Source organism: Aeromicrobium sp. JJY06 (assembly GCF_044069275.1).
Lineage (GTDB): Bacteria > Actinomycetota > Actinomycetes > Propionibacteriales > Nocardioidaceae > Aeromicrobium > Aeromicrobium tamlense.
On sequence record NZ_JBIMRD010000001.1, the window covers coordinates 551,133 to 571,165 of the forward strand.

The following is a 20,033-nucleotide window of genomic DNA, read 5'->3' on the forward strand; positions in this document are numbered from 1 at the left end:
GTCCTCACGCCGCGAAGGCCGCGAGTCCCGAGAGGGGCTCGCGGCCTTCGCCGTTCCCTGGGCGTCGCGCGCCGTCCGACCTCCCGGGCCCACTTCTGGAACGCGTTGCACCGTTGCGTGGACGAGAACGGTGCAACGCGTTCCAGAAGTGGAGAAGTGGGCGGGCAGTCAGCGGCGCTCGAGCAGGAGGGTCTGGGCGACGCGACCGACGGGCCGGGTGAGGTCGTGCAGGACGGCCTGGCTGAGACCGACGCCGTCCTGGCCGATCCAGCTCTCCGCCACGAGTCCCGTCCAGGCGCCCGTGGGGGCGTCGGCGAGGTGGATCGTGAGCTCGGTGTTCATGAACACCCAGTCCGCGGGGTCGAGCCGCGAGCCGACGCCGCTGGCGGCGTCCGCGATCGCGATCGTGCGCTCGAGCTCGTCGCCCGTGTCGCCCTCGACGAGCGGGTAGGGCATCGACGCCCAGGCCATCGCCGGGCCGTCGATCCGTCCGATGCCGGTGCGCACGGCCCACTCGAGCGAGCCGACGAAGCCGCGCCGCCAGCTGGCGGGGACGCCGAGCTCGCCGCGGTCGAGCTCGGCCGGCGTCGGGTCGGGTGGCTGGGCGTCCGGTGTGTGGACGACGTCGGAGGAGTCCTGCGTGCGCAGCCACCACGCCGACGCCTGCGCCACGGGCCGCAGCCCCGACGGCCCGCGCTGGGACGCCACGGCCGACAGCAGTGCGATCTTGCGCCCGGGCCGCGCGACCGAGGCCGTGACCTCGATCGGGGCCATGGCCACCGGTCCGAGGATCTCGACGGTCGTGCGCGCGATGCGCCCGGGAGCGGCTTGTGGGAGCAGGCGCATCGCCCGGGTCAGCACCGCGCCGACGGGCCCGCCGTGCTGGAGGTCGTCGCTCCACGGGCTGCCCGCGGCGGACGTGGGCTCGAAGGCCTCGCGCACGCCGTCCTGACCGTCCGGTCCGCGGTCGACGAGGCGGTAGCAGCCCGTGGGCGGGCTCGGCTCAGTTCTCACGCACCAAAGCCTCCTGCACGACGTGGCACGCCTGGGCGTCGGACTCGCCGAACACGGCGGCCTCGATCAGGGAGCGACCCGCGTGGGCCGTCGGCGTGGCGTGCTCGAACAGCAGCCAGTCGTCGGCCCGCGCCGGGTGGTGGAACCAGAGCCCGTGGTCGAGGGAGACCGCGCTCCAGCGCTCGGCCAGCGACCGCTCCCGCCCGGCACGGTGGCCGTGCGGCGCGACCGCCATCGACATGAGCATGAGGTCGCTGACGTAGCCGATGGCGGCCTGGTGGACGAGCGGGTCGTCCCCGAGGTCCTCGGCGACCCGCATCCAGATGTTCTGCACCGGTGCGGCCGAGTGAGGCGGGGTCTCCTCGGTCTCGGGCGAGATCCGCACCTCGACGGCGCTGAACCCCTCCCAGTACTCCCCCAGGCCGCCGTCGGCGGCGGCCAGCTCGCGCAGCTCGGTGCTGGCCTCGGCGGTGAGGCTCTCGGGACGGCGACGCGAGTGGGACAGACCTTCGCGGGGCTCGACGAGCGAGATCGTGGAGCGGCAGATGAGCCGATCGTCCTGGACCGCGTCGACGACACGGGTGGAGAACTGCCGACCGTCGCGGAGGTGCTCGACCTCGAAGCGGATCGGCAGGTCGGACCGGCCGGGCCGCAGGAACGTCGTGTGCAGCGAGTCGACGAGGCGCCCCGTCACGGTGTGGCCGGCCGCCATGATCGACTGCGCCACGAGCTGGCCGCCGTAGAGCTGCGGCAGCGCGACGCCGTCGCCGTGACCGATCCAGGCGCCGTCGCCGGCCTCGCTCAGGTCGAGGATCGACCCGAGCGAGGCCACCGACGTGGTCACGCCTTCGGCTCCGAGGCCACCTTGCGCGGCGGCCGCGGGAAGAAGAAGCTCGTGCGCGCGACGTACGCCTCGAACTCGGGGCCGCGCTTGCGGCGCATCCCCTTCTCGGTGAGCTTGCCGCCGCTGAAGGTGGTCAGCAGCCAGGTCATGAGGATCGGCGAGAAGACCGTGAGGACGCCCCACGGCGAGCCGAGCGCCAGCAGGAACAGGCCGACCCACACGCACGCGTCGCCGAAGTAGTTCGGGTGGCGCGTCCAGGCCCACAGGCCGCGGTCCATGATCCTGCCGGCGTTGGCCGGGTCGGCCTTGAAGCGCGAGAGCTGCCAGTCGCCGACGGCCTCGAAGAGGAAGCCGATCGTCCAGATCGCGATCGCGACGATCACGAGGGCGTCGACGCCGCGCGAGACGTAGACCGCGAACTGCACGGGGATCGACACGACCCACGCGAGCACGGCCTGCATGCCGTAGATCTTCTTCACGAGGAACGGGATCAGCGGACGGCCCTTGCGCGAGCGGAGCAGTGCCGTGTAGCGCGGGTCCTCGCCCTTGCCGATGTTGCGCTTGCCGATGTAGAGGCCCAGTCGCAGGCCCCAGATCGCGGTGAGCGCGAAGACGATGAGGCGACGGGTGTCGTCGCCGTCGGATCCGGCGGACATCAGCCACGACACGGCCGCGATGACCACGAAGGACGGGCCCCACGTGATGTCGATGATGGAGTGGTCGTTCACCAGCTGGGCGATCGCCATGACGATCGCGAAGAACACCACCACGGCACCGGCGGTGACGAGCAGGTTGAGGGCGAAGTCGCCCCACGGGTAGTCGAACATGCGTCCTCTTCTTACGGGGTCGGGCTCGCGGCGAGGTCCGCGGCGAGGCTCTGGAAGGCGTCCTGGGCGTGGGTGAACGTGTGCGGCTCGCCCTCGCGGGACCGTGCCAGCAGCTGCTCGAGGGCGGCCGGGTCGAGGGGCTCGTCGGCGTCGTAGCCGACCGTGCCCCACTCGACGGCGTCGGCGGCGCGCAGCGCGGAGCCGGCGGCGACGACGACCTGGCCGTTGATCGTGCTCTCGGGCGAGGACAGCGCGGTGACGAGCGGCGCGACGAGGTCGGAGCGCATGCGGTCGGCGTGGCGCGGGTCCATGCCCGCCTCGGTCATCTGCGTCGTGGCGTACGGCAGCACGACGTTCGTGAGCACGTTCTTGCCCGCGCCCTCGACGGCGGCGGTGCGACCGAAGGCGATGACGGCGCCCTTGCTCGCGGCGTAGGCCGAGACGGTGGTCTCGCCGTGCAGTCCGGCGGTGGACGCGATCAGCACGACGCGGCCGAAGCCGGCCTGGCGCATGTGGGCCATCGCGGCCGACGCGGGCAGGACGGTGCCGGTGACGTTGATCGCCATGACCTGCCCGAAGTTCTCGGCGCTGGTCTTGTGCGCCATCTGCGGCGCGCTGACCGCGGCGCTCGTGACGAGGACGTCGAGCCGCCCGAAGTGCTCGAGCGCGTCGGCCACCAGCCTCTCGCCGATCGCGGGGTCGGCCACGTCGTCGTGGTTGGCCACGGCGCGCCCTCCGCTCGCGAGGATCTCCGCGACCACGTGGTCGGCCGGGCCGAGGCCGTTCTCGTCGACCTGACGGTTGCGGTTGTTGACGACGACGGCGGCTCCCGCCTCGGCCAGGTGCAGCGCGAACGCGCGTCCCAGGCCCTTGCCGCCTCCGGTGACGACAGCGACGCGGCCGTCCAGGGCTCGACTCATGGATCCTCACTTCGATTGATAGAGATACTCCGTTAGTTGTAGTACGGTGTGACGCAGATGACAAGTCCCCACGCGGGGAGCCGCACGACTTCGAGGGATGGCCGATGACCGACGGGGGACCCACGCTGCTCGAGCCGGGCGGCACGAACTCCGTGGGGAGGATGCTGGGCCTGCTCGGCGACGAGTGGTCGCTGCTGATCCTCGGCCAGTCCTCCCGAGGGCTGACCCGCTACGGCGAGTTCCGCCGGGCGATGCCCATCTCGAACTCCGTGCTGACCCACCGCCTGACGCAGCTGAGCGAGCACGGCCTGCTCGAGCGGCGCATCTACCGGACCAATCCCCTGCGCGCCGAGTACCTGCCGACCGCCCGCAGCCGCACCCTGTGGCCGATGATGCTGGCCATCTGGGAGTGGGAGCGCCGCTGGACCGGACCCGCCGGGGAGGCCCTCCCCCGCCGGCGCCACGACACGTGCGGCGCCGAGTTCGCGCCCCTGCTGACATGTCGGGCGTGCGGGGACCCGGTCGAGGCCCGGGACATCCGCGCCGCCTGGGGACCCAGCGGCAGCTGGGAGCGCTCGGTCCCGGCGTCGGCCACGCGCCGGCGACCCGACTCGGTCCAGGACTCGCTGCAGTACCCCCAGACCCTGGAGCTGTTCGGGAACCGGTGGTCCTCCGCCCTGATCGGCGCGGCGTTCCGCGGCATGGTCCGGTTCAGCCAGTTCGAGACCGCGCTCGGCGCTCCCCCGACCCTCATCGCCGAGCGCCTGCGCGCGTTCGTCGGACTCGGGGTGCTGGAGTCCCGCCAGCACGCCCGGCACCCCGGCCGGCCCGAGTACCACCTGACCGACAAGGGTCGCGCCTTCTTCCCCGTCACCGCGCTCTCGCTGCACTGGGCCGAGAAGTGGTTCGTCTCGCCCGAGGGTCCCGCGCTCGTCCAGACCCACACGGCGTGCGGCGAGGACTTCGTCGCGCACCTCGCCTGCGACCAGTGCCGTCAGCCGCTGGTCACGGGCACCATCACGATCGTCCCGGTCACCGAGGACCGGACCACACCCGAAGAAGGAACAGCATGAACGGAGCACGCACCGTCGCGGACCTCCTCCGCGCGAGCAGCCGGTCGCACCGCGACTCGCCCGCGATCGTGGGCGAGGGACGGACCGTCACGTACGGCGACCTCGACACCCGCACCAACCAGGTCGCCGCGGGGCTCCTGGCCCACGGACTGGAGCGCGGCGACCGCGTCGCCTACCTCGCCCGCAACGGCACCGAGTTCTGGGAGCTGTTCTTCGGGACGGCGAAGGCCGGGCCCGCGGTGGTCCCGCTGAACTTCCGCCTCGCGGCGGACGAGATCGCGTGGATCCTCTCGGACGCCGAGCCCACGGTCCTCGTGGTCGAGGACCACCTGACCTCACTCGTCCCGGCCGACTTCGACGGGCTGCGGCTGGTGTTCTCCCAGGAGGGCGAGCCGACCGTGCCCGAGGGCTGGCAGGCCTACGAGGCGTGGCTCGCGGCGCAGCCCACCGAGGACCCGCACCAGGACGTGGCGGGCGACGACCTGCTCTCCCTCATGTACTCGTCCGGCACCACGGGCAAGCCCAAGGGCGTCACCACGACGTCGGACGCGATGCTGGCCGCCGTCGAGGCGTTCTCCGCGCAGTTCGAGGTGGGCCCCGACACCGTCAGCCTCGTGCCGACGCCGTACTACCACATCGCGGCGGGCGGCTGGTCGCTCATCTCGCTGGCCCACGGCGGCCAGATCATCCAGTTCGTGGAGGTGACCCCGCAGAGCATGCTCGGGCTGCTCGTCGGGCACCGCGCCACCCACGTGATCATGGTCCCGACCGTGATGCAGATGGTGATCTCCAACCCCGCGGCCGCCGCGGCGGACTACTCCAGCGTCGAGCACCTCGTCTACGGTGGCTCGCCGATCTCCGAGACCGTCATGCTGCGCTCGCAGGAGATCTTCGGCGCGAAGCTCTCGCAGAGCTACGGCCTGACCGAGACGATCGGCGTCACCACGATCCTGCGTCCCGAGGACCACGTCACGGGCGCCGACAGCAAGCTGCAGTCGGCCGGCCGCGCCGTGCCCGGCACCGAGGTCCGCGTCGTCGACGAGGAGGGCAAGGACGTCGCGTCCGGCGAGGTCGGCGAGGTCGTCGTCCGCGGCGCGAACGTCACGCGCTCCTACTGGCGCCGCCCCGATGCCACCGAGGGCGCGTTCTTCGACGGTGACTGGTTCCGCACGGGCGACGCCGGCTACCTCGACGAGGACGGCTACCTGTTCCTCAAGGACCGGCTCAAGGACATGATCGTGTCCGGCGGCGAGAACGTGTACCCGGCCGAGGTCGAGAACGTCCTCATGGCGCACCCGGCCGTGCAGGAGGTCGCCGTCATCGGCGTCCCCTCCGAGCGCTGGGGCGAGACGCCGCACGCCGTCGTCGTGACGAAGCAGGGCCAGACCGTGACGAGCGACGAGATCGTGGCGTTCTGTCGCGAGCACCTCGCCCACTACAAGTGCCCGACCTCCGTGGAGGTCATCGACATGCTCCCCCGCAACCCGTCGGGGAAGATCCTCAAGCGAGAGCTGCGCGCCCCGCACTGGGCCGCGGCCGAAAGGACCATCGGATGACCCACCCCTTCCCGATCCTGCGCCAGGTCGTCATCGGCGCCCGCGACCTCGAGGCGACCAGCCGCGAGCTGCGCGAGGCGTTCCACCTCGAGCCCGGGTTCCCCGACCCGCTGCTGGAGGAGATGCACCTGGCCGACGAGACCATCCCGGTCGGGCCGCAGGCCCACCTCGAGCTGGTCGGCCCGCTGAACGAGCAGGCGTCCATCAACGCGTGGCTCGACCGCGTGGGCGGCACCGCGGGCTACTGCGTCTCGGTGCAGGTCCCCGACCTCGACCCGCACCTCGAGGCCATCGAGGCCGCCGGCGTCCGCCTGGCCATCCAGGCCGAGGCGTACGGGCGTCGCATCGTCCAGCTGCACCCGGGCGACATGGGCCTGCTCCTCGAGCTGGACGAGATCCCCGACGCCGACGAGTGGTTCTGGGACCACCTCGAGCACCCGCCGTCGCCCGACCCGTACATCGACGACGTCGTCGCGGTCGACCTCGCCACGCCCGACCCGCAGGCGCGGGCCGAGCGGTGGGCCGCGGTGTTCCGCGTGCCCGTGCTGGAGAAGGACGGCGTGCCGATCGTCGAGCTCGGCTCGCGGACCGTGCGCTTCGTCCAGGACGAGCGGCCGCGGATGAGCGCCATCGACGTGCACGCCACGCCCGCCGGCGCCGGCCTGCCCGAGGAGATCGACCTCGGCCAGGTCACGCTGCGCGTCCTCAAGGACTGAGCCGGGACGAACGACAGGGGCGGGACCGACGCGGTCCCGCCCCTGTCGCGTCGCCGGGGAGGAGGGATCCGGCGACCGTCGCCCTCACCGCCGGGCGAACTCCTCACGCAGCCGGACCTTCAGCAGCTTGCCGCTGGCGTTCAGCGGCAGCTCGCTCACGAAGGCCACGTCCACGGGGCACTTGTAGTGGGCCAGGCGCTCGCGCGCCCAGCCGATCAGGTCCTCGGCGGTCAGCTGCTCGCCGGCGTCGCCCGCGGCGCGGACCACGACGGCCATGGGCGACTCGCCCCACCGGTCGGACGGGACGCCGATGACGGCGACCTGCGCGACGCCCGGGTGGCCCGTCAGCACGCTCTCGACCTCGGCGGGATACACGTTCTCCCCACCCGACACGATCATGTCCTTGAGCCGGTCGCCGAGGTAGAGGTAGCCCTCCGCGTCGAGGCGGCCGCCGTCGCCGGTGTGCAGCCAGCCGTCGGCGTCGACCGTGGCCGCCGTCTCCTCGGGGCGACGCCAGTAGCCCTTCATGACGTTGCCGCCACGGATGAGGACCTCACCACGCTCGCCGGCGGGCACGTCCTGGCCCGTCGCCGGATCGATGATCCGGACCTCGTTGTTGCCGCGTACCTGGCCGACGGACCGCAGCCGGTGCACCGTCTCGGGCGTGACGCGGTGGTCCTCGGGGCCGAGGAACGAGACGCCGCCGGTGGACTCCGTGAGGCCGTAGCCCTGGTAGAAGTCGCAGCCGAAGACCTCGGTGGCCTCGCGCAGGACGGGCTCGGGCATCGGGGCGCCGCCGTACATCATCCAGCGCAGCGCCGACCAGTCGCCGGCGCGCGTCTCGGGCAGGCCGAGCAGGAACTGGATGACCGTGGGCACCATGACCGAGTGGCTGACGCGGTACCGCTGGAGCACGTCCAGCAGGTCGGCCGGGCCCTGCGGGTTGATCATGAGCACGGCCGCGCCCTTGAGGTTCGCCATCAGCGCCAGGCCGAAGCCCGTCACGTGGAAGAACGGCACGGGCGCCAGCGCCACCGAGTCCGCGTCGAAGCGGACCACCTTGAGGGGGCCGGCGAGCGCCGAGCTGAGGTTCCGTCCGGCGAGCTCGATGCCCTTCGGTCGGCCCGTCGTGCCGGACGTGTAGAACATGACCGCCGTGTCCTCGGGATCGCGGGCGATGCCCGGGTCCTCGCCCGACTGCGCACCCGCCCACGCGACGAGGTCGGTCAGGCCCTCGACGGGCTCCACCGTGACGACGCGGGCCACGCCGGGCACCGCGGCAAGCGCCTCGGCGTGGTGCTCCATCCCGGCGCCCAGGACGACCACGCGCGGCTCGACGTCCTCGACGATCTGCAGGACCTCGGCCGGCGCCAGCCGGAAGTTGATCGGCACGGGGATCGCGCCGGCCTTGCCGCTGCCGTACAGCGCGTCGAAGAACGCGACGCTGTTCTCCCCGACGTGGCACACGCGGTCGCCCGGCTGCACGCCCTCGGCGAGGAGGGCCTGCGCGAACCGGCTCGTCGACGCGTCCAGCTCGGCGAACGTCACCTGCCGTCCGGGCTGAACGAGCGCGACGCCCTGGGGGTCGTGGGCCGCGCTGCGGCGGATCACGTCCTCGAGGCGACGGAACGTGGTGCCGTCGCCGTGGGTCTCCAGGTCGATGGCGCGCGTGCTCACGGCTTCGTCACGAGCTGGTCGACGAACAGCAGCCGGCCCAGGCCGCGCTCGTAGCGGATCGGGTCGAGGGCCATGCGCGCGCGCGACTCGATCGCCATGCGGTCCGTGTCGCACGTCCAGTCGCCACGCGCCATCGCCTTGAGGCCGACGCGCGCGACGTCGCGCGGGTCCTCCTTCTGGCCGTCGACGTGCGCGGCCATCCGGGTGTCGACCGAGCCGACGATCAGCGAGGTGACGCCGACGTCGAGCGGCTCGAGCTCGGCGCGCGCGATGCCGCCGAGGTAGAGCGCGGCGGCCTTCGACGGCGAGTAGCCGCCCATGAAGGCCGTGGGCGCGATGGCCGCGACCGAGAGGACGTTGACGATCGCTCCACCGCCGTTGCCGGCGATCACGGGCGCGAACGCACGGGTGGTCTCGAGCGGGCCGAAGTAGTTGACCTCCATCTCGCGGCGCGCGGCGTCGGGATCGGTCGCCTGCACGAGGCGGTCGCCGGCGTGGAGGCCCGCGTTGTTGATCAGCACGGTGGCGTCGGCGCAGTGGCGCGCGGCGGCGGCGACCTGCTCGCGGTCGGTGACCTCGAGCGCGACGGGCTCGGCGCCCGTGTCCGCGAGCTCGGGCGTCACGTCGTCCACGTCGCGCACGCCGGCGTAGACCTTGGCGGCCCCGGCGGCGAGCGCCTCCTGGACGAACGCCAGACCGATGCCTCGGTTGGCTCCGGTCACCACGAGCGTGGCGCCCGCGATCGGCGTCCTGCGACCGCGGCTCATCGCCGGCTCCCCTGCGTCGCTCCCGGACGTCCCGACATCGGTGTCATGGCAACCCCTTCCCTCGCGCTACTCACTACGTTTAATGTAGTAATCTGTATCACACCGTCAACTGAAGTGTCACGAGGAGAGCCATGGCGATCGCACGGGGCTTGCATCCGCAGGCCAAGGTCAGCGCGTACCAGTCGAAGGGATGGTGGACCGAGGAGACCCTCGACGGGTTCTACCTCCAGCAGGTGGCCGAGCGCGGCGCACACCTGGCCATCGTCGACCCCGCGAACCGCGCTGACCTGCTGGGATCGGCGCCGCGCCGGCTGACATGGAGCGAGCTCGACGACGAGGTCCTCGCGGTCGCCGCCCGCCTCGACGACCTCGGCCTGGAGCGCGGGGACGTGCTCGGCGTGCAGCTGCCGAACACCATCGAGCTGGCCGAGGTCTACCTCGCCGCGTGGCTCCTCGGCATCGTCGTCTCGCCACTTCCCATGCAGTACCGAGAGCACGAGATCGTCGGCATGGCGAACCAGGCCGGCTTCCGCGCCTTCGTCACCGCAGCCGCGTTCGCGGGCCGCCGTCCCGCCGAGGAGGCCGCCGCACTGCGCGACCGCGTGCCGACCCTCGAGCGCGTCGTCGCGTTCGGCGACGCCACGGAGCTGGAGGGCCTGCCCGAGGGCATCGACGCCTGGACGCCCACCGTCGCCACGAGCGACCAGCGTGCCCGCATCGAGGCCCGCCGGGCCGCCGACCCGAACGACGCGAACGACTGCGCGACGATCTGCTGGACCTCGGGCACCGAGAGCGAGCCGAAGGGCGTCCCCCGGGCGCACCTCGAGTGGGCCGCCATCAGCACCGCCACCGTGGACGCCCCGCGCGTGACGGCCGACGACGTCCTGCTCAACCCGTTCCCCATGGTCAACATGGCCGGCATCAACGGCATGTTCCTGCCGTGGCTGCGCACCGGCGGCGTGCTCGTGCAGCACCACCCGTTCGACCTCAAGACGTTCCTCGGCCAGATCGCCGTCGAGCGCGCCACCTACACGGTCGCTCCCCCAGCGCTGCTGTGGATGCTGCTGCACAACGACGACCTGCTGGGCCAGATCGACCTGTCGAGCCTCACCCGCATCGGCTCGGGCTCGGCGCCGCTGCAACCCGTCATGGTGCGCGGCTGGCAGGAGAAGCTGGGCATCGGCGTCATCAACTTCTTCGGCTCGAACGAGGGCATCGCCCTGCTGTCGAGCCTCGAGGACTTCCCCGATCCCGACGACCGCGCGCAGTACTTCCCGCGCTACGGCGCGCCGGGCGTCACGTGGTCCTCCGAGGTCGCCGACTGGGTCCAGATCAAGCTCGTCGACCCCGTCACGGGCGAGGAGGTCACCGAGCCCGGCGTCCCCGGCGAGCTGCGCATCGGGGGCCCGACGATCTTCGCCGGCTACCTCAACCCCGAGACACGGGCGAACCCGTTCGACGAGGACGGCCTGCTGATGACCGGCGACATCTTCGAGATCGCCGGCGACCGGAACCAGTTCCTGCACTACCTCGACCGGGCGAAGGACCTCGTCATCCGCGGCGGCATGAACATCGCGCCGGCCGAGATGGAGGCCCTCGTCGGCGAGCACCCCGCGGTGGCCGACGTGGCCGTGGTGGGCGACCCCGACGAGCAGATGGGCGAGCGCGTCGCCGCGGTCGTCACCCTCAACCCCGGCGCCACGCTGACGCTGGAGGAGCTCGTCGCCTTCCTGCGCGAGGCCAAGATCGCGTCCTACAAGCTGCCGGAGCGTCTCGAGATCCGTGACGAGCTGCCGCGCAACCCCGTCGGCAAGGTGCTCAAGCGCGAGCTCCGCCGTCCCGTCACCCTCTGAGGAGAGCCATGAACGACCGTCATCCCCACGTCCAGCTGCTCGACCGCATCATCGCGGCCGCCGAGGCCGGCGACCCGACCGACCTGGCCGAGATCTACGCCCCGGACGGCGTGATCTGGCACAACCACGACGGCGTCGAGCAGACCGTCGAGGAGAACGCCCGGGTGCTCACGGGCATCGCCAAGCGCGTCACCGACCGGCGCTACACCGATCGCCGGATCCAGCTGTTCGACGGCGGCGTCGTGCAGCAGCACGTCCTGCGCGGCACGAACGTGCGCTCGGGCGAGCCCGTCGAGCTGCACGCCTGCGTCGTCGTCACCGTCAACGAGGACGGCCGGATCGCGCGCCTCGACGAGTACATCGACTCCGCCGAGGCCGCCCGCTTCAGCGGCTGAGTCCCCGCACGGACGACCGCCCCGGACCCTGAGGGGTCCGGGGCGGTCGCGTGCTCGGCGGCGGTCAGGCCAGTCCGGTGAGGCGGCGCAGCAGCTCGACGAGCTCGCGACGGTCCTGCTCGGTCTCGCGGGTGGCGTCGACGCGGTGCGTCTCGCGCGGGCGCCGGTCGTGCCAGAACAGGCCCGAGGTCGCGCCGGGCTCCCGCGCCGAGGACAGCCAGACGGCCGTGTCGGCGCCCTGCTCCGGCGTGCGGAAGTCCGACTCGAAGCGCCGGATGAAGCCCTGCATGGCGCCGGACTCACGCAGGCCCGGCGAGTCGGTCCAGCCCGGGTGCGTCACGTGGACGACGATCCCGCGGTCGGCCAGCTCGGCGGCCCGCAGCTCGGTCAGCACGATCTGCGCGCGCTTGGTGCGCGAGTAGGTCGCCTTCGGGTCGAACGCGTCGGCCTCGCCGCGCAGCTCGCCCAGGGTGAGGCGCTGGCTGTAGGCGCCGCCCGACGTCATCTCGACGATGCGCGCGGGAGCGGACTCAGCCAGGCGGTCGAGCAGCAGCTCGGTGAGCAGGTACGGACCGACGACGTTCGTCGCCCAGCTCATCTCGATGCCGTCGACCGACGTCTCCCACTCGTCCCACATGCCCCCGGCGTTGTTGATCAGCACGTGGATGCGCGGCAGCCGCTCGAGCAGCTCGGCCGCGGTGGCGCGCACCGACTCCAGGGAGGACAGGTCGAGGCGCACCCACTCCACGCGCTGGTTGCCGGTCGCGGCCACGACCTCCTTCACGGCGGCCTCGCCGCGGTCGGCGCTGCGGCCCAGCATCACGACGTGCGCGCCCAGGGCCGCGAGGCTCGTCGAGGCGCCCAGGCCCACGCCGGCGGTGCCGCCGGAGACGACCACGGTGCGCCCCGCGACGTCCTGCATGTCGGCGTCGTCCCACGTGGGCCGGCGCCGCTCGTAGCCGATCCGGCTGAAACTGATGGTGTCGTCGGCCGCCACCTCGGCGTCGATCACGTCTGCATCGCTCATGCTTTCACTGTAACAGTGACTCGACGGACCATGACAGGCTTTGTCTCGCGCCTTGAATGCGCTGATTTACGGAGCCGATCGTCTGCATTTCGCGTCGCACGATGTTCCACGTGCTTCCGTTTCGATACGTTGTGACAAGTCACTATCCAGGAGGTCCCCATGCCCGAGGCGGTCATCGTCTCCACTGCCCGCACCCCCATCGGACGCGCCCGGAAGGGGTCGCTGTCCTCGGTCCGCGCCGACGACCTCGGCGCCGTCGCCGTGCGGGCCGCGCTGGAGGCCGTCCCGGGCCTCGCGCCGGAGTCCGTCGAGGACCTCGTGCTGGGCTGCGCGGTCCCGGAGGGCCAGCAGGGCTTCGGCATCGCGCGCACCGTGGGACTGCTCGCCGGGCTGCCGAACACCGTGCCCGGCCTCACCGTGAGCCGGGCGTGCGCGTCGTCGCTGCAGGCGATCCGCTCGGCCGCGCACGCCGTGGCCGCCGGCGAGGGCGACGTCTTCGTGGCGGGCGGCGTCGAGAGCGTCTCGCAGGTCCCCGCGCCGAGCGGCTACGACGACCTCAACCCCCGGTTCACCGACCCGTCCCGCGAGGACTACGTCGCCGACCTCTTCCAGTCGATGCTGCAGACGGCAGAGAACGTGGCCCGTCGGCACGACGTCTCGCGCGAGCGGATGGACGAGTTCGCCGCGCTGTCGCAGTCCCGCGCCGTGGCCGCGCAGGAGTCCGGCTTCTTCGACGCCGAGATCGTGCCCGTGACCCTGGCCGACGGCACGGTCGTCACGCAGGACGACGGGCCGCGCCCCGGCACCACGGTCGAGTCCCTCGCCTCGCTGCCCGCCGTCCTCGGCCCCGAGGGCCGGGTCACCGCCGGCAACGCGTGCCCGCTCAACGACGGCGCCGCCGCGGTGGTCGTCATGTCCGAGCAGCGCGCCCGCGAGCTGGGCCACCGGCCGCTCGCGCGCATCGTCGCCTCCGCCGTCTCGGGCCTGGAGCCCGAGTACATGGGCGTCGGCCCGATCGAGGCCGTCCGGAAGGTCCTCGACCGCGCCGGGATGACGATCGGCGACATCGACGTCGTCGAGCTGAACGAGGCCTTCGCGGCCCAGGTGCTGGCCGTCACGGACGCGCTGAGGATCGACATCACGGAGCAGCTCAACCCCTACGGCGGGGCGATCGCGCTGGGCCACCCGTTCGGGATGACCGGCGCCCGGATGATGACGACGCTCCTGCACGGCCTGCGCGAACGCGACCAGCAGCACGGCATCGCGACGATGTGCATCGGCGGCGGCATGGGCATGGCCATGCTGGTCGAGCGGATCGACTGACCGTGCGGCTGTCCCTCACCCCCGAGCTCACCGAGTTCCGCCTACGCCTGCGTGACTTCTTCACGACCGAGGTCCCGTGGCACCTGCGCGAGCCCGTGATCGAGGCGGCCCCGCTGGACCGCGACGTCATCGTCGACACCCACCGGATCCTGCACCGCGCCGGCCTCGCCGTGCCGGGCTGGCCGGTGGAGTGGGGCGGCCGGGACTGGTCGCCGCTGCAGCGCCACCTGTGGAGCGAGGAGCTGCATCTCGCGGGCGTCTTCCCGCCGCTGAGCCCGAACGTGGGACTCGTGGGCCCGGTGCTGGCCGCATTCGGCAGCGCCGACCTCAAGCGCCGCTTCCTGCCGCCGACCGCCGCGCTGGACCTGTTCTGGTGCCAGGGGTTCTCCGAGCCCGAGGCCGGGTCCGACCTGGCGTCGCTGCGCACCACCGCGGTGCGCGACGGCGACGCGTGGGTCGTCAACGGGCAGAAGACGTGGACGAGCCTGGCGCACTGGGCCGACTGGATGTTCTGCCTCGTGCGCACCGACCCGGACGCGCCGCGCCGCCAGGCCGGGATCTCGATGCTGCTGATCGACCTCGACTCCCCCGGCGTGACGATCCGTCCGATCGAGATGATCGACGGCGAGGCGGAGGTCAACGAGGTCTTCCTCGAGGACGTGCGCGTGCCCGCCGACCAGCTCGTCGGCGAGGTGAACCGCGGTTGGGAGTACGCGCGGTTCCTGCTCGGCAACGAGCGCGTCGGCGTGGCCCAGGTCGGCCAGACGAAGCTGCGCCTCGCGCAGGCGAAGCGGTACGCCCGCGAGCACGGCCGCTGGGACGACCCCGCGGTCCGCGCCCGGTTCGTCACGCTCGAGAGCGAGCTGCTGGCCGTCGAGCTGACGTCCCTGCGGGTGGCCGCGGAGTCCGCCGACGGGCGCCCCGAGCCGGCCTCGTCCGTCCTGAAGCTGCGCGGCACCGAGCTGCAGCAGCGCGTGGCCGAGCTCGTGCTCGACCTGGCCGGCGCGGACGCGCTCCTGGCCGCAGGCACCGCGCCCGGCGTCACCCGCTGGGCCCGCCGCGCCGCGGCCGCCCACCTCAACCTGCGCAAGGTGACGATCTACGGCGGGTCGAGTGAGATCCAGCGTGGCATCGTCGCGTCGGGCGTCCTCGGCCTCTGACCCCACGCACGACAGCGGGCCCGGTCGAGGGAAACGGGCCCGCTGCGTGGTGGTGTGCGAGATCAGTCGACGCTGATCACGTCACCCGCCGAGACGAACCGCTTGTCCTTGGCGGACCAGGCGAACGGGCCGAAGCCGCTGACGCCGCCGGAGCGATCCGCCGTGCTCTTCCACGTCACGCCGTCGAGCAGCACCGGGGACGCGTAGTCCTGGTCGCGCGAGGCCTTCATGATGCTCTCGCGGGTCAGGCCGTCCTCGGACTCGGCGGCCTGCTGGAGGGTGTTGACCAGCAGGTCGGCGGCCATCCAGCCGCTCACGGTGATCGTGTTGTTCGGGTCGGTGACGTCGGGAACCTGCGCCAGGTAGTCCTTGATGCCCTGGTCGTCGGCGACCTCCGGGTCGGCCGGCTCCTTGAGGTACTTCGGCACGACCGCGCCGTCGGCGGCCTGGCCGGCCGCGAGGTACTCCGCCGCGTTGGCGCAGTTGCTGGCCTTGACGACGAGCTCGGGCTTGAAGTCGACGCGGGCCATCGCGGTGTCCAGGACGCCGCAGGTGCCCGTGACGCCACCGTGGTAGAGCACGTTGACGCCGGCGGCCTTCAGCTTGGTCGCGGCGGCCGCGGGGTCGGTGTCCTCGGTCTCGGCCGCGATCTCCAGCCCGCCGGCGTCGGCCGACTTCTTGAACGCCTCGGCCATCGCCACGCCACTGCCGGTGGCGTTCTCGGCGATGCCCAGCGTGATGTCATCGACCTTCGACTTCATGAAGTCGACGATGAACTTCGTCTCGATGTCGGCCGAGGGCAGGAACTGCAGCGTCCACGGGTACGCCTCGATGTCGGTGAACCGGACGTCGCTCGAGCTGGGGTACAGCATCGGGACGCAGGCGGCGTTCTGGTCGTCGGCGATCGCCGCGACCTGACCGGCGCCGAACGTCGTGATGAGGTCGACCTTGTCCTTCTGGAGGAACTCGGTGGCGTTCGCCTTGGCCTTGTCCGGCGCGAAGGCGTCGTCCTTGTAGCTGACCTCGATCTTCATGCCGTCGATGCCGCCGGCGTCGTTGGCCGCCTTGAGGCGCGCGTCGTAGCCCTGGATGGCGAGCTCGGCCGCGCCGGCGATCGGGCCGGACAGGGGGGCGCTGTAGCCCACCTTGATCGTGTCCGTGATCTCCTTGGCCGCCGCGTCGGGATCCTCGCAGTCGTCGAGGCTCAGCTCGAAGCCGCCCGAGGAGCTCGAGTCGCCGTCGTCGCTGGAGGAGCCGCAGGCGACGAGGGTGAAGCTCGCCAGCAGCGCGGCCGGGAGCACCGCCGTCCGGCGGAGCCGGCGCATGGTGGTGGATGCGGTCATGTTCGGGACCTTTCGATGGGGGTGGAGGTGCGGTCGAGCTGGTGCTCGGGCTGCGGGGTCGTTTCCGGCACCGCGGACGCCGCGTCGGTGGCGACGACCGGGCGCGGGTCCCGGACGACGACACGGCGTCGAATCAGTTGGGCCAGCGAGCCGACGATGCCGGCGGGGGCCACGAAGATGACGAACAGCAGGACGAGGGCGAACAGCACCGCCGACGACTGCCCGCTGCCGATGTCGGCCGTGTAGTACGGCACGTAGACCACGGCGAGACCGCCGGCGATCGGCCCGAGGACGGTCCGCTCACCGCCGATGACCAGGCCGATCAGCAGCGTGATGCCCGCCATCAGGGTGAAGGAGCCCTCGGCGTAGAGGCTGCCCATGTAGAGGGCGAACAGCGAGCCGGCGGCACCGGTGATCGCGCCCGAGAGGCCGAAGCTCGCGACCTTGACGACGGCGATGTCGACGCCGGACGCCGAGGCGGCGATCTCGTTCTGGCGCACCGCCGACATCGCCATGCCGTAGCGGCTGCGCGTCAGGCACCAGCACACGTAGAAGGTGATGGCCATGACCGCGACAGAGAGCCAGAAGAGCCAGACGTACTTCTCGCCCAGGCCGAGCCCGGTCCACTCCGGCGGCCGCATCGCGGTGCGCGGGATCGTCATGCCGCTCGCGCCGCCGGTCAGCCCGGAGAAGCGGGCCACGAGCTCGGGGAACGCGACGGCGAAGGCCAGCGTGACCATCGCCAGGTACAGGCCGCGGATCCGCAGGGCCGGCAGGCCGACCAGCAGGCCGACGACGAGGCTGATCGCGAAGGCCACGGGGATGGTCGCCCAGCCCTCCCAGCCCTCCTTCACCATGAGGATGCCGGTCGTGTAGGCGCCGATGCCGAAGAAGGCCGAGTGACCCACCGACAGCAGGCCGACGTAGCCGGTCGCGAGGTTCAGGCCGGCGATCGCGATCGCGAAGATCATGACGCGGGTGACCTGGCCGATCTCGAACGGCGCGAGGCCGCCGAGCCACAGGGTCGAGGCGACCAGCAGGACCAGCCCGGCGCCGACGAGCGCGCGGTGGACGGGCGTCCCGCGCTCGATGACGCGGGGCTTCTTGGCTTGGGTGCTCACACACGCTCCAGACGTCGGGCCCCGAACAGTCCGGTGGGGCGAACCAGCAGGATGACCACGATCACGACGAGGGCGACGGTGAGCGACATCGAGCCGCCCAGGAACGTCGCGTACCCGTTCACCAGTGCCAGGCCGATGCCCAGCCCCAGACCGCCCACGACGGCACCCTTCACGCTGTCCAGTCCGCCCAGCAGGGCGGCGGCCGTCGCGAAGATCAGGACGTGGAACATGCCGGTGAGGCCCAGCTGGCCCGGTGGGACCATCGGGATGAGCAGGGCGCCGGCGAAGGCGGAGATCGCGCTCGACAGGCCCCACGAGAGGGTCAGCACCCGGCCGACGCGGACGCCCGAGAGCGCCGCCGACTGCCGGTTGGTGGCCACGGCCCGCATCTGCAGGCCCATGCTCGTGTAGGTGAAGAACAGGTAGAGGCCGAACACGATGGCGGCCGTGATGGCCCAGATCGCCATCGAGTCGTAGTAGAGGCGGGCGCCGGCGATCTCGACGAAGTCGTTCTCGCCGCTGGGCAGCATCCGCGGGAAGACCTTGTCGTCCGATCCCCAGATCCAGCCGTCGAGACCGTTCAGGCCGGTGAACAGCGCCAGGGCCACGATCAGGACGGCTGTCTCGTCGCGTCTGGCCACCGGCCTGATGAGCCAGCGCTCGGCGAGGGCGCCCATCGCGAAGCCGATGAGGATGGCCGGGATGATGGCGACCCACGGGTTGAGGCCGCGCTCGGTCAGCCACCACGTGATGTAGGCGGTGAACAGCGCGAACTCGCCCTGGGCGAAGTTGATCGTCGACGAGCTGCGGAAGACGATGACGAGGCACAGCGCGATCAGGATGTAGACCGAGCCGCTCGTGGCGCCCGCGAAGACGCGGGAAAGCAGGATGTCCATGGAGTGCTCCTCAGTAGCCCAAGTAGGCGGCTCGGATGCTGTCGTCGGCGCGGAACTCCTCCGCGGACCCGCTGGCGGAGACCTCGCCGACCTCGAGCAGGTACACCCGCGAGGCGATGTCCATCGCCAGCTCGGCGTTCTGCTCGACCATCAGCAGGGCGGTGCCCGAGTCGCGGTTGATGTCGCGCAGCGTGTCGAACAGGCCCTGCACGATCACCGGCGCGAGACCGAGGCTGACCTCGTCGCACATCAGCAGGCGGGGGCGGCTCATGAGCGCCCGGGCGATCGCGAGCATCTGCTGCTCGCCGCCCGACAGGGTGCCGGCCACCTGATCGCTGCGCTCGGCCAGGCGCGGGAACACCGAGAACCAGCGCTCGATGTCGTCCTCGACGGCCATGCGGTCCTTGCGGGTGACCGCGCCGACGCGCAGGTTGTCCAGCACGGACATCGCGGTCAGCGTGCCGCGTCCCTGCGGCACGAGGCTGACGCCCTGCGCCAGGATCGTGTCGGGGCGGGCCTTGGCGACCTCGCGGCCGTCGATCTTGAGCGAGCCCTGGTAGGGCAGCTGGCCCGACAGCACGCTCAGCAGCGTGGACTTGCCGGCGCCGTTCGCGCCCAGGACGACGACGGCCTCGTGCTCGTCGACGTGCACCGAGACGTCGCGCAGGACGGTGGCACCGCCGTAGCCGGCGGTGAGGCCCGTGGCCTCGAGCAGCGCGGTCATGCGGACCTCCCCAGGTAGGCGGCGACGACCTCGGGGTGCCGCTGCACCTCGGCGGGACGGCCGTCGGCGATCGTGCGGCCGAAGTCCATCGCGACGACGTGGTCGCACACGCCCATGACCAGGCCCATGTGGTGCTCGACGAGCAGCACGCTGAAGCCGAACTCGTCCCGCAGCGAGCGGATCAGGTCACCGAGCTCGGAGACCTCCGAATGGGTGAGTCCGCCGGCGGGCTCGTCGAGCAGCAGCAGCGACGGGCGGCTGATGAGGGCGCGGGCCAGCTCGACGCGCTTGAGGGTGCCGAAGGGCAGGCCCGCGGCGGGCAGGTGGGCGACCTCGGTGAGGTCGAGGCGCTCGAGCAGGGCCCAGGCGTCGCGCTCGACCTGCTTGGTCGCCTTGCGCGACCCGGGCCAGCCGACGAGCGACGGCAGCAGGTGGGGCGTCTGCACGCCGTGGGCGCCGACGACCGTGTTCTGCAGGACCGTCATCTCGGGCCACAGCGCGAGGTTCTGGAAGGTGCGCGCGACACCGGCGCGGATGACCTGGTGGCGGCGCAGACCGAGCACGTCGACGTCGCCGTAGCGGATCGTGCCCTCGGCGGGCTGGTAGACGCGGGTGACGCAGTTGAACAGCGAGGTCTTGCCCGCGCCGTTCGGGCCGATGAGTCCGCAGATCTCACCGTCCGCGACCTCGAATCCCACCCGGTCGAGCGCGGTCACTCCGCCGAAGCGGAGAACGACGTCCGAAACCTGAAGCATCAGGAGCCTTTCGCTAGCGAAGTTCAATGACTGACCGGAGGA

General features: G+C 71.9%; 19 protein-coding genes. 7 read left to right on the forward strand and 12 right to left on the reverse strand.

The features are described 5' to 3' along the window. Nucleotides 1–168: 168 nt before the first annotated feature. From ACGWYL_RS02820 to ACGWYL_RS02835, 4 genes are read right to left on the reverse strand one after another with little or no spacing between them, the layout of a single operon-like run. Complete coding sequence (locus ACGWYL_RS02820; protein ID WP_395486373.1) at nucleotides 169–1,014, reverse strand: thioesterase family protein; 846 nt, start codon at nucleotides 1,012–1,014, stop codon at nucleotides 169–171. Beyond that, nucleotides 1,004–1,858, reverse strand: a complete 855-nt coding sequence (locus ACGWYL_RS02825; RefSeq protein ID WP_179422963.1) for an acyl-CoA thioesterase II — start codon at nucleotides 1,856–1,858, stop codon at nucleotides 1,004–1,006. The genes ACGWYL_RS02820 and ACGWYL_RS02825 overlap by 11 nt, the downstream gene beginning before the upstream one ends. Beyond that, nucleotides 1,855–2,685: a DUF1295 domain-containing protein gene (locus tag ACGWYL_RS02830; RefSeq protein WP_395486374.1), complete on the reverse strand. Its 831-nt coding sequence runs from the start codon at nucleotides 2,683–2,685 to the stop codon at nucleotides 1,855–1,857. The genes ACGWYL_RS02825 and ACGWYL_RS02830 overlap by 4 nt, the downstream gene beginning before the upstream one ends. Nucleotides 2,686–2,696: 11 nt before the next feature. After that, the gene (locus ACGWYL_RS02835) at nucleotides 2,697–3,605 is read right to left on the reverse strand and encodes an SDR family NAD(P)-dependent oxidoreductase (RefSeq protein ID WP_395486375.1); all 909 of its coding nucleotides are present in this window, start codon (nucleotides 3,603–3,605) and stop codon (nucleotides 2,697–2,699) included. Between the two features lie 104 nt (nucleotides 3,606–3,709). On the opposite strand from ACGWYL_RS02835, the gene ACGWYL_RS02840 reads away from it, so the two are divergent. Genes ACGWYL_RS02840 through ACGWYL_RS02850 form a run of 3 tightly spaced genes read left to right on the forward strand, consistent with a single transcriptional unit; the run spans nucleotide 3,710 to nucleotide 6,950 of the window. Continuing rightward, nucleotides 3,710–4,678: a helix-turn-helix domain-containing protein gene (locus ACGWYL_RS02840; RefSeq protein WP_269303567.1), complete on the forward strand. Its 969-nt coding sequence runs from the start codon at nucleotides 3,710–3,712 to the stop codon at nucleotides 4,676–4,678. Next, nucleotides 4,675–6,234 carry a long-chain-fatty-acid--CoA ligase gene (locus ACGWYL_RS02845; protein WP_395486376.1) on the forward strand — a complete coding sequence of 520 codons (1,560 nt, stop codon included), beginning with the start codon at nucleotides 4,675–4,677 and terminating at the stop codon, nucleotides 6,232–6,234. The genes ACGWYL_RS02840 and ACGWYL_RS02845 overlap by 4 nt, the downstream gene beginning before the upstream one ends. Next, the gene (locus tag ACGWYL_RS02850; protein WP_395486377.1) at nucleotides 6,231–6,950 is read left to right on the forward strand and encodes a hypothetical protein; all 720 of its coding nucleotides are present in this window, start codon (nucleotides 6,231–6,233) and stop codon (nucleotides 6,948–6,950) included. The genes ACGWYL_RS02845 and ACGWYL_RS02850 overlap by 4 nt, the downstream gene beginning before the upstream one ends. Before the next feature lie 84 nt (nucleotides 6,951–7,034). On the opposite strand, the gene ACGWYL_RS02855 is transcribed toward ACGWYL_RS02850, so the two are convergent. After that, a complete protein-coding gene (locus ACGWYL_RS02855; RefSeq protein WP_395486378.1) occupies nucleotides 7,035–8,627 on the reverse strand; it encodes a long-chain-fatty-acid--CoA ligase in 1,593 nt (530 codons plus the stop codon). Then, entirely contained in the window at nucleotides 8,624–9,394 is a 771-nt protein-coding gene (locus tag ACGWYL_RS02860) for an SDR family oxidoreductase (RefSeq protein ID WP_179422949.1), read from the reverse strand. Before ACGWYL_RS02860 ends, ACGWYL_RS02855 begins: the two co-directional genes overlap by 4 nt. A 131-nt stretch (nucleotides 9,395–9,525) precedes the next feature. Between ACGWYL_RS02860 and ACGWYL_RS02865 the strand changes: the two genes are divergently transcribed. Beyond that, nucleotides 9,526–11,247, forward strand: a complete 1,722-nt coding sequence (locus ACGWYL_RS02865) for a class I adenylate-forming enzyme family protein (protein WP_395486379.1) — start codon at nucleotides 9,526–9,528, stop codon at nucleotides 11,245–11,247. An 8-nt stretch (nucleotides 11,248–11,255) separates the two neighbouring features. Next, nucleotides 11,256–11,642, forward strand: a complete 387-nt coding sequence (locus ACGWYL_RS02870; RefSeq protein ID WP_179422945.1) for a nuclear transport factor 2 family protein — start codon at nucleotides 11,256–11,258, stop codon at nucleotides 11,640–11,642. Nucleotides 11,643–11,706: 64 nt separating this feature from the next. Here the strand turns inward: ACGWYL_RS02870 and ACGWYL_RS02875 are convergent, their stop codons facing one another. Beyond that, nucleotides 11,707–12,669 (reverse strand): SDR family NAD(P)-dependent oxidoreductase, encoded by a 963-nt coding sequence (locus ACGWYL_RS02875; RefSeq protein WP_395486380.1) that lies wholly within the window; start codon nucleotides 12,667–12,669, stop codon nucleotides 11,707–11,709. A gap of 159 nt (nucleotides 12,670–12,828) precedes the next feature. On the opposite strand from ACGWYL_RS02875, the gene ACGWYL_RS02880 reads away from it, so the two are divergent. Beyond that, the gene (locus ACGWYL_RS02880) at nucleotides 12,829–13,992 is read left to right on the forward strand and encodes an acetyl-CoA C-acyltransferase (RefSeq protein WP_395486381.1); all 1,164 of its coding nucleotides are present in this window, start codon (nucleotides 12,829–12,831) and stop codon (nucleotides 13,990–13,992) included. Between the two features lie 2 nt (nucleotides 13,993–13,994). Further along, a complete protein-coding gene (locus tag ACGWYL_RS02885; RefSeq protein ID WP_395486382.1) occupies nucleotides 13,995–15,152 on the forward strand; it encodes an acyl-CoA dehydrogenase family protein in 1,158 nt (385 codons plus the stop codon). 62 nt (nucleotides 15,153–15,214) lie between these two features. Here the strand turns inward: ACGWYL_RS02885 and ACGWYL_RS02890 are convergent, their stop codons facing one another. From ACGWYL_RS02890 to ACGWYL_RS02910, 5 genes are read right to left on the reverse strand one after another with little or no spacing between them, the layout of a single operon-like run. Beyond that, nucleotides 15,215–16,495 (reverse strand): ABC transporter substrate-binding protein, encoded by a 1,281-nt coding sequence (locus tag ACGWYL_RS02890; RefSeq protein WP_179422937.1) that lies wholly within the window; start codon nucleotides 16,493–16,495, stop codon nucleotides 15,215–15,217. Beyond that, nucleotides 16,492–17,616 (reverse strand): branched-chain amino acid ABC transporter permease, encoded by a 1,125-nt coding sequence (locus ACGWYL_RS02895; protein WP_179422935.1) that lies wholly within the window; start codon nucleotides 17,614–17,616, stop codon nucleotides 16,492–16,494. Before ACGWYL_RS02895 ends, ACGWYL_RS02890 begins: the two co-directional genes overlap by 4 nt. Continuing rightward, a complete protein-coding gene (locus ACGWYL_RS02900) occupies nucleotides 17,613–18,512 on the reverse strand; it encodes a branched-chain amino acid ABC transporter permease (protein WP_179422933.1) in 900 nt (299 codons plus the stop codon). The genes ACGWYL_RS02895 and ACGWYL_RS02900 overlap by 4 nt, the downstream gene beginning before the upstream one ends. A gap of 10 nt (nucleotides 18,513–18,522) precedes the next feature. Next, nucleotides 18,523–19,236 (reverse strand): ABC transporter ATP-binding protein, encoded by a 714-nt coding sequence (locus ACGWYL_RS02905; RefSeq protein ID WP_179422931.1) that lies wholly within the window; start codon nucleotides 19,234–19,236, stop codon nucleotides 18,523–18,525. Further along, nucleotides 19,233–19,991, reverse strand: a complete 759-nt coding sequence (locus tag ACGWYL_RS02910; protein WP_179422929.1) for an ABC transporter ATP-binding protein — start codon at nucleotides 19,989–19,991, stop codon at nucleotides 19,233–19,235. The genes ACGWYL_RS02905 and ACGWYL_RS02910 overlap by 4 nt, the downstream gene beginning before the upstream one ends. Nucleotides 19,992–20,033: the final 42 nt, after the last annotated feature.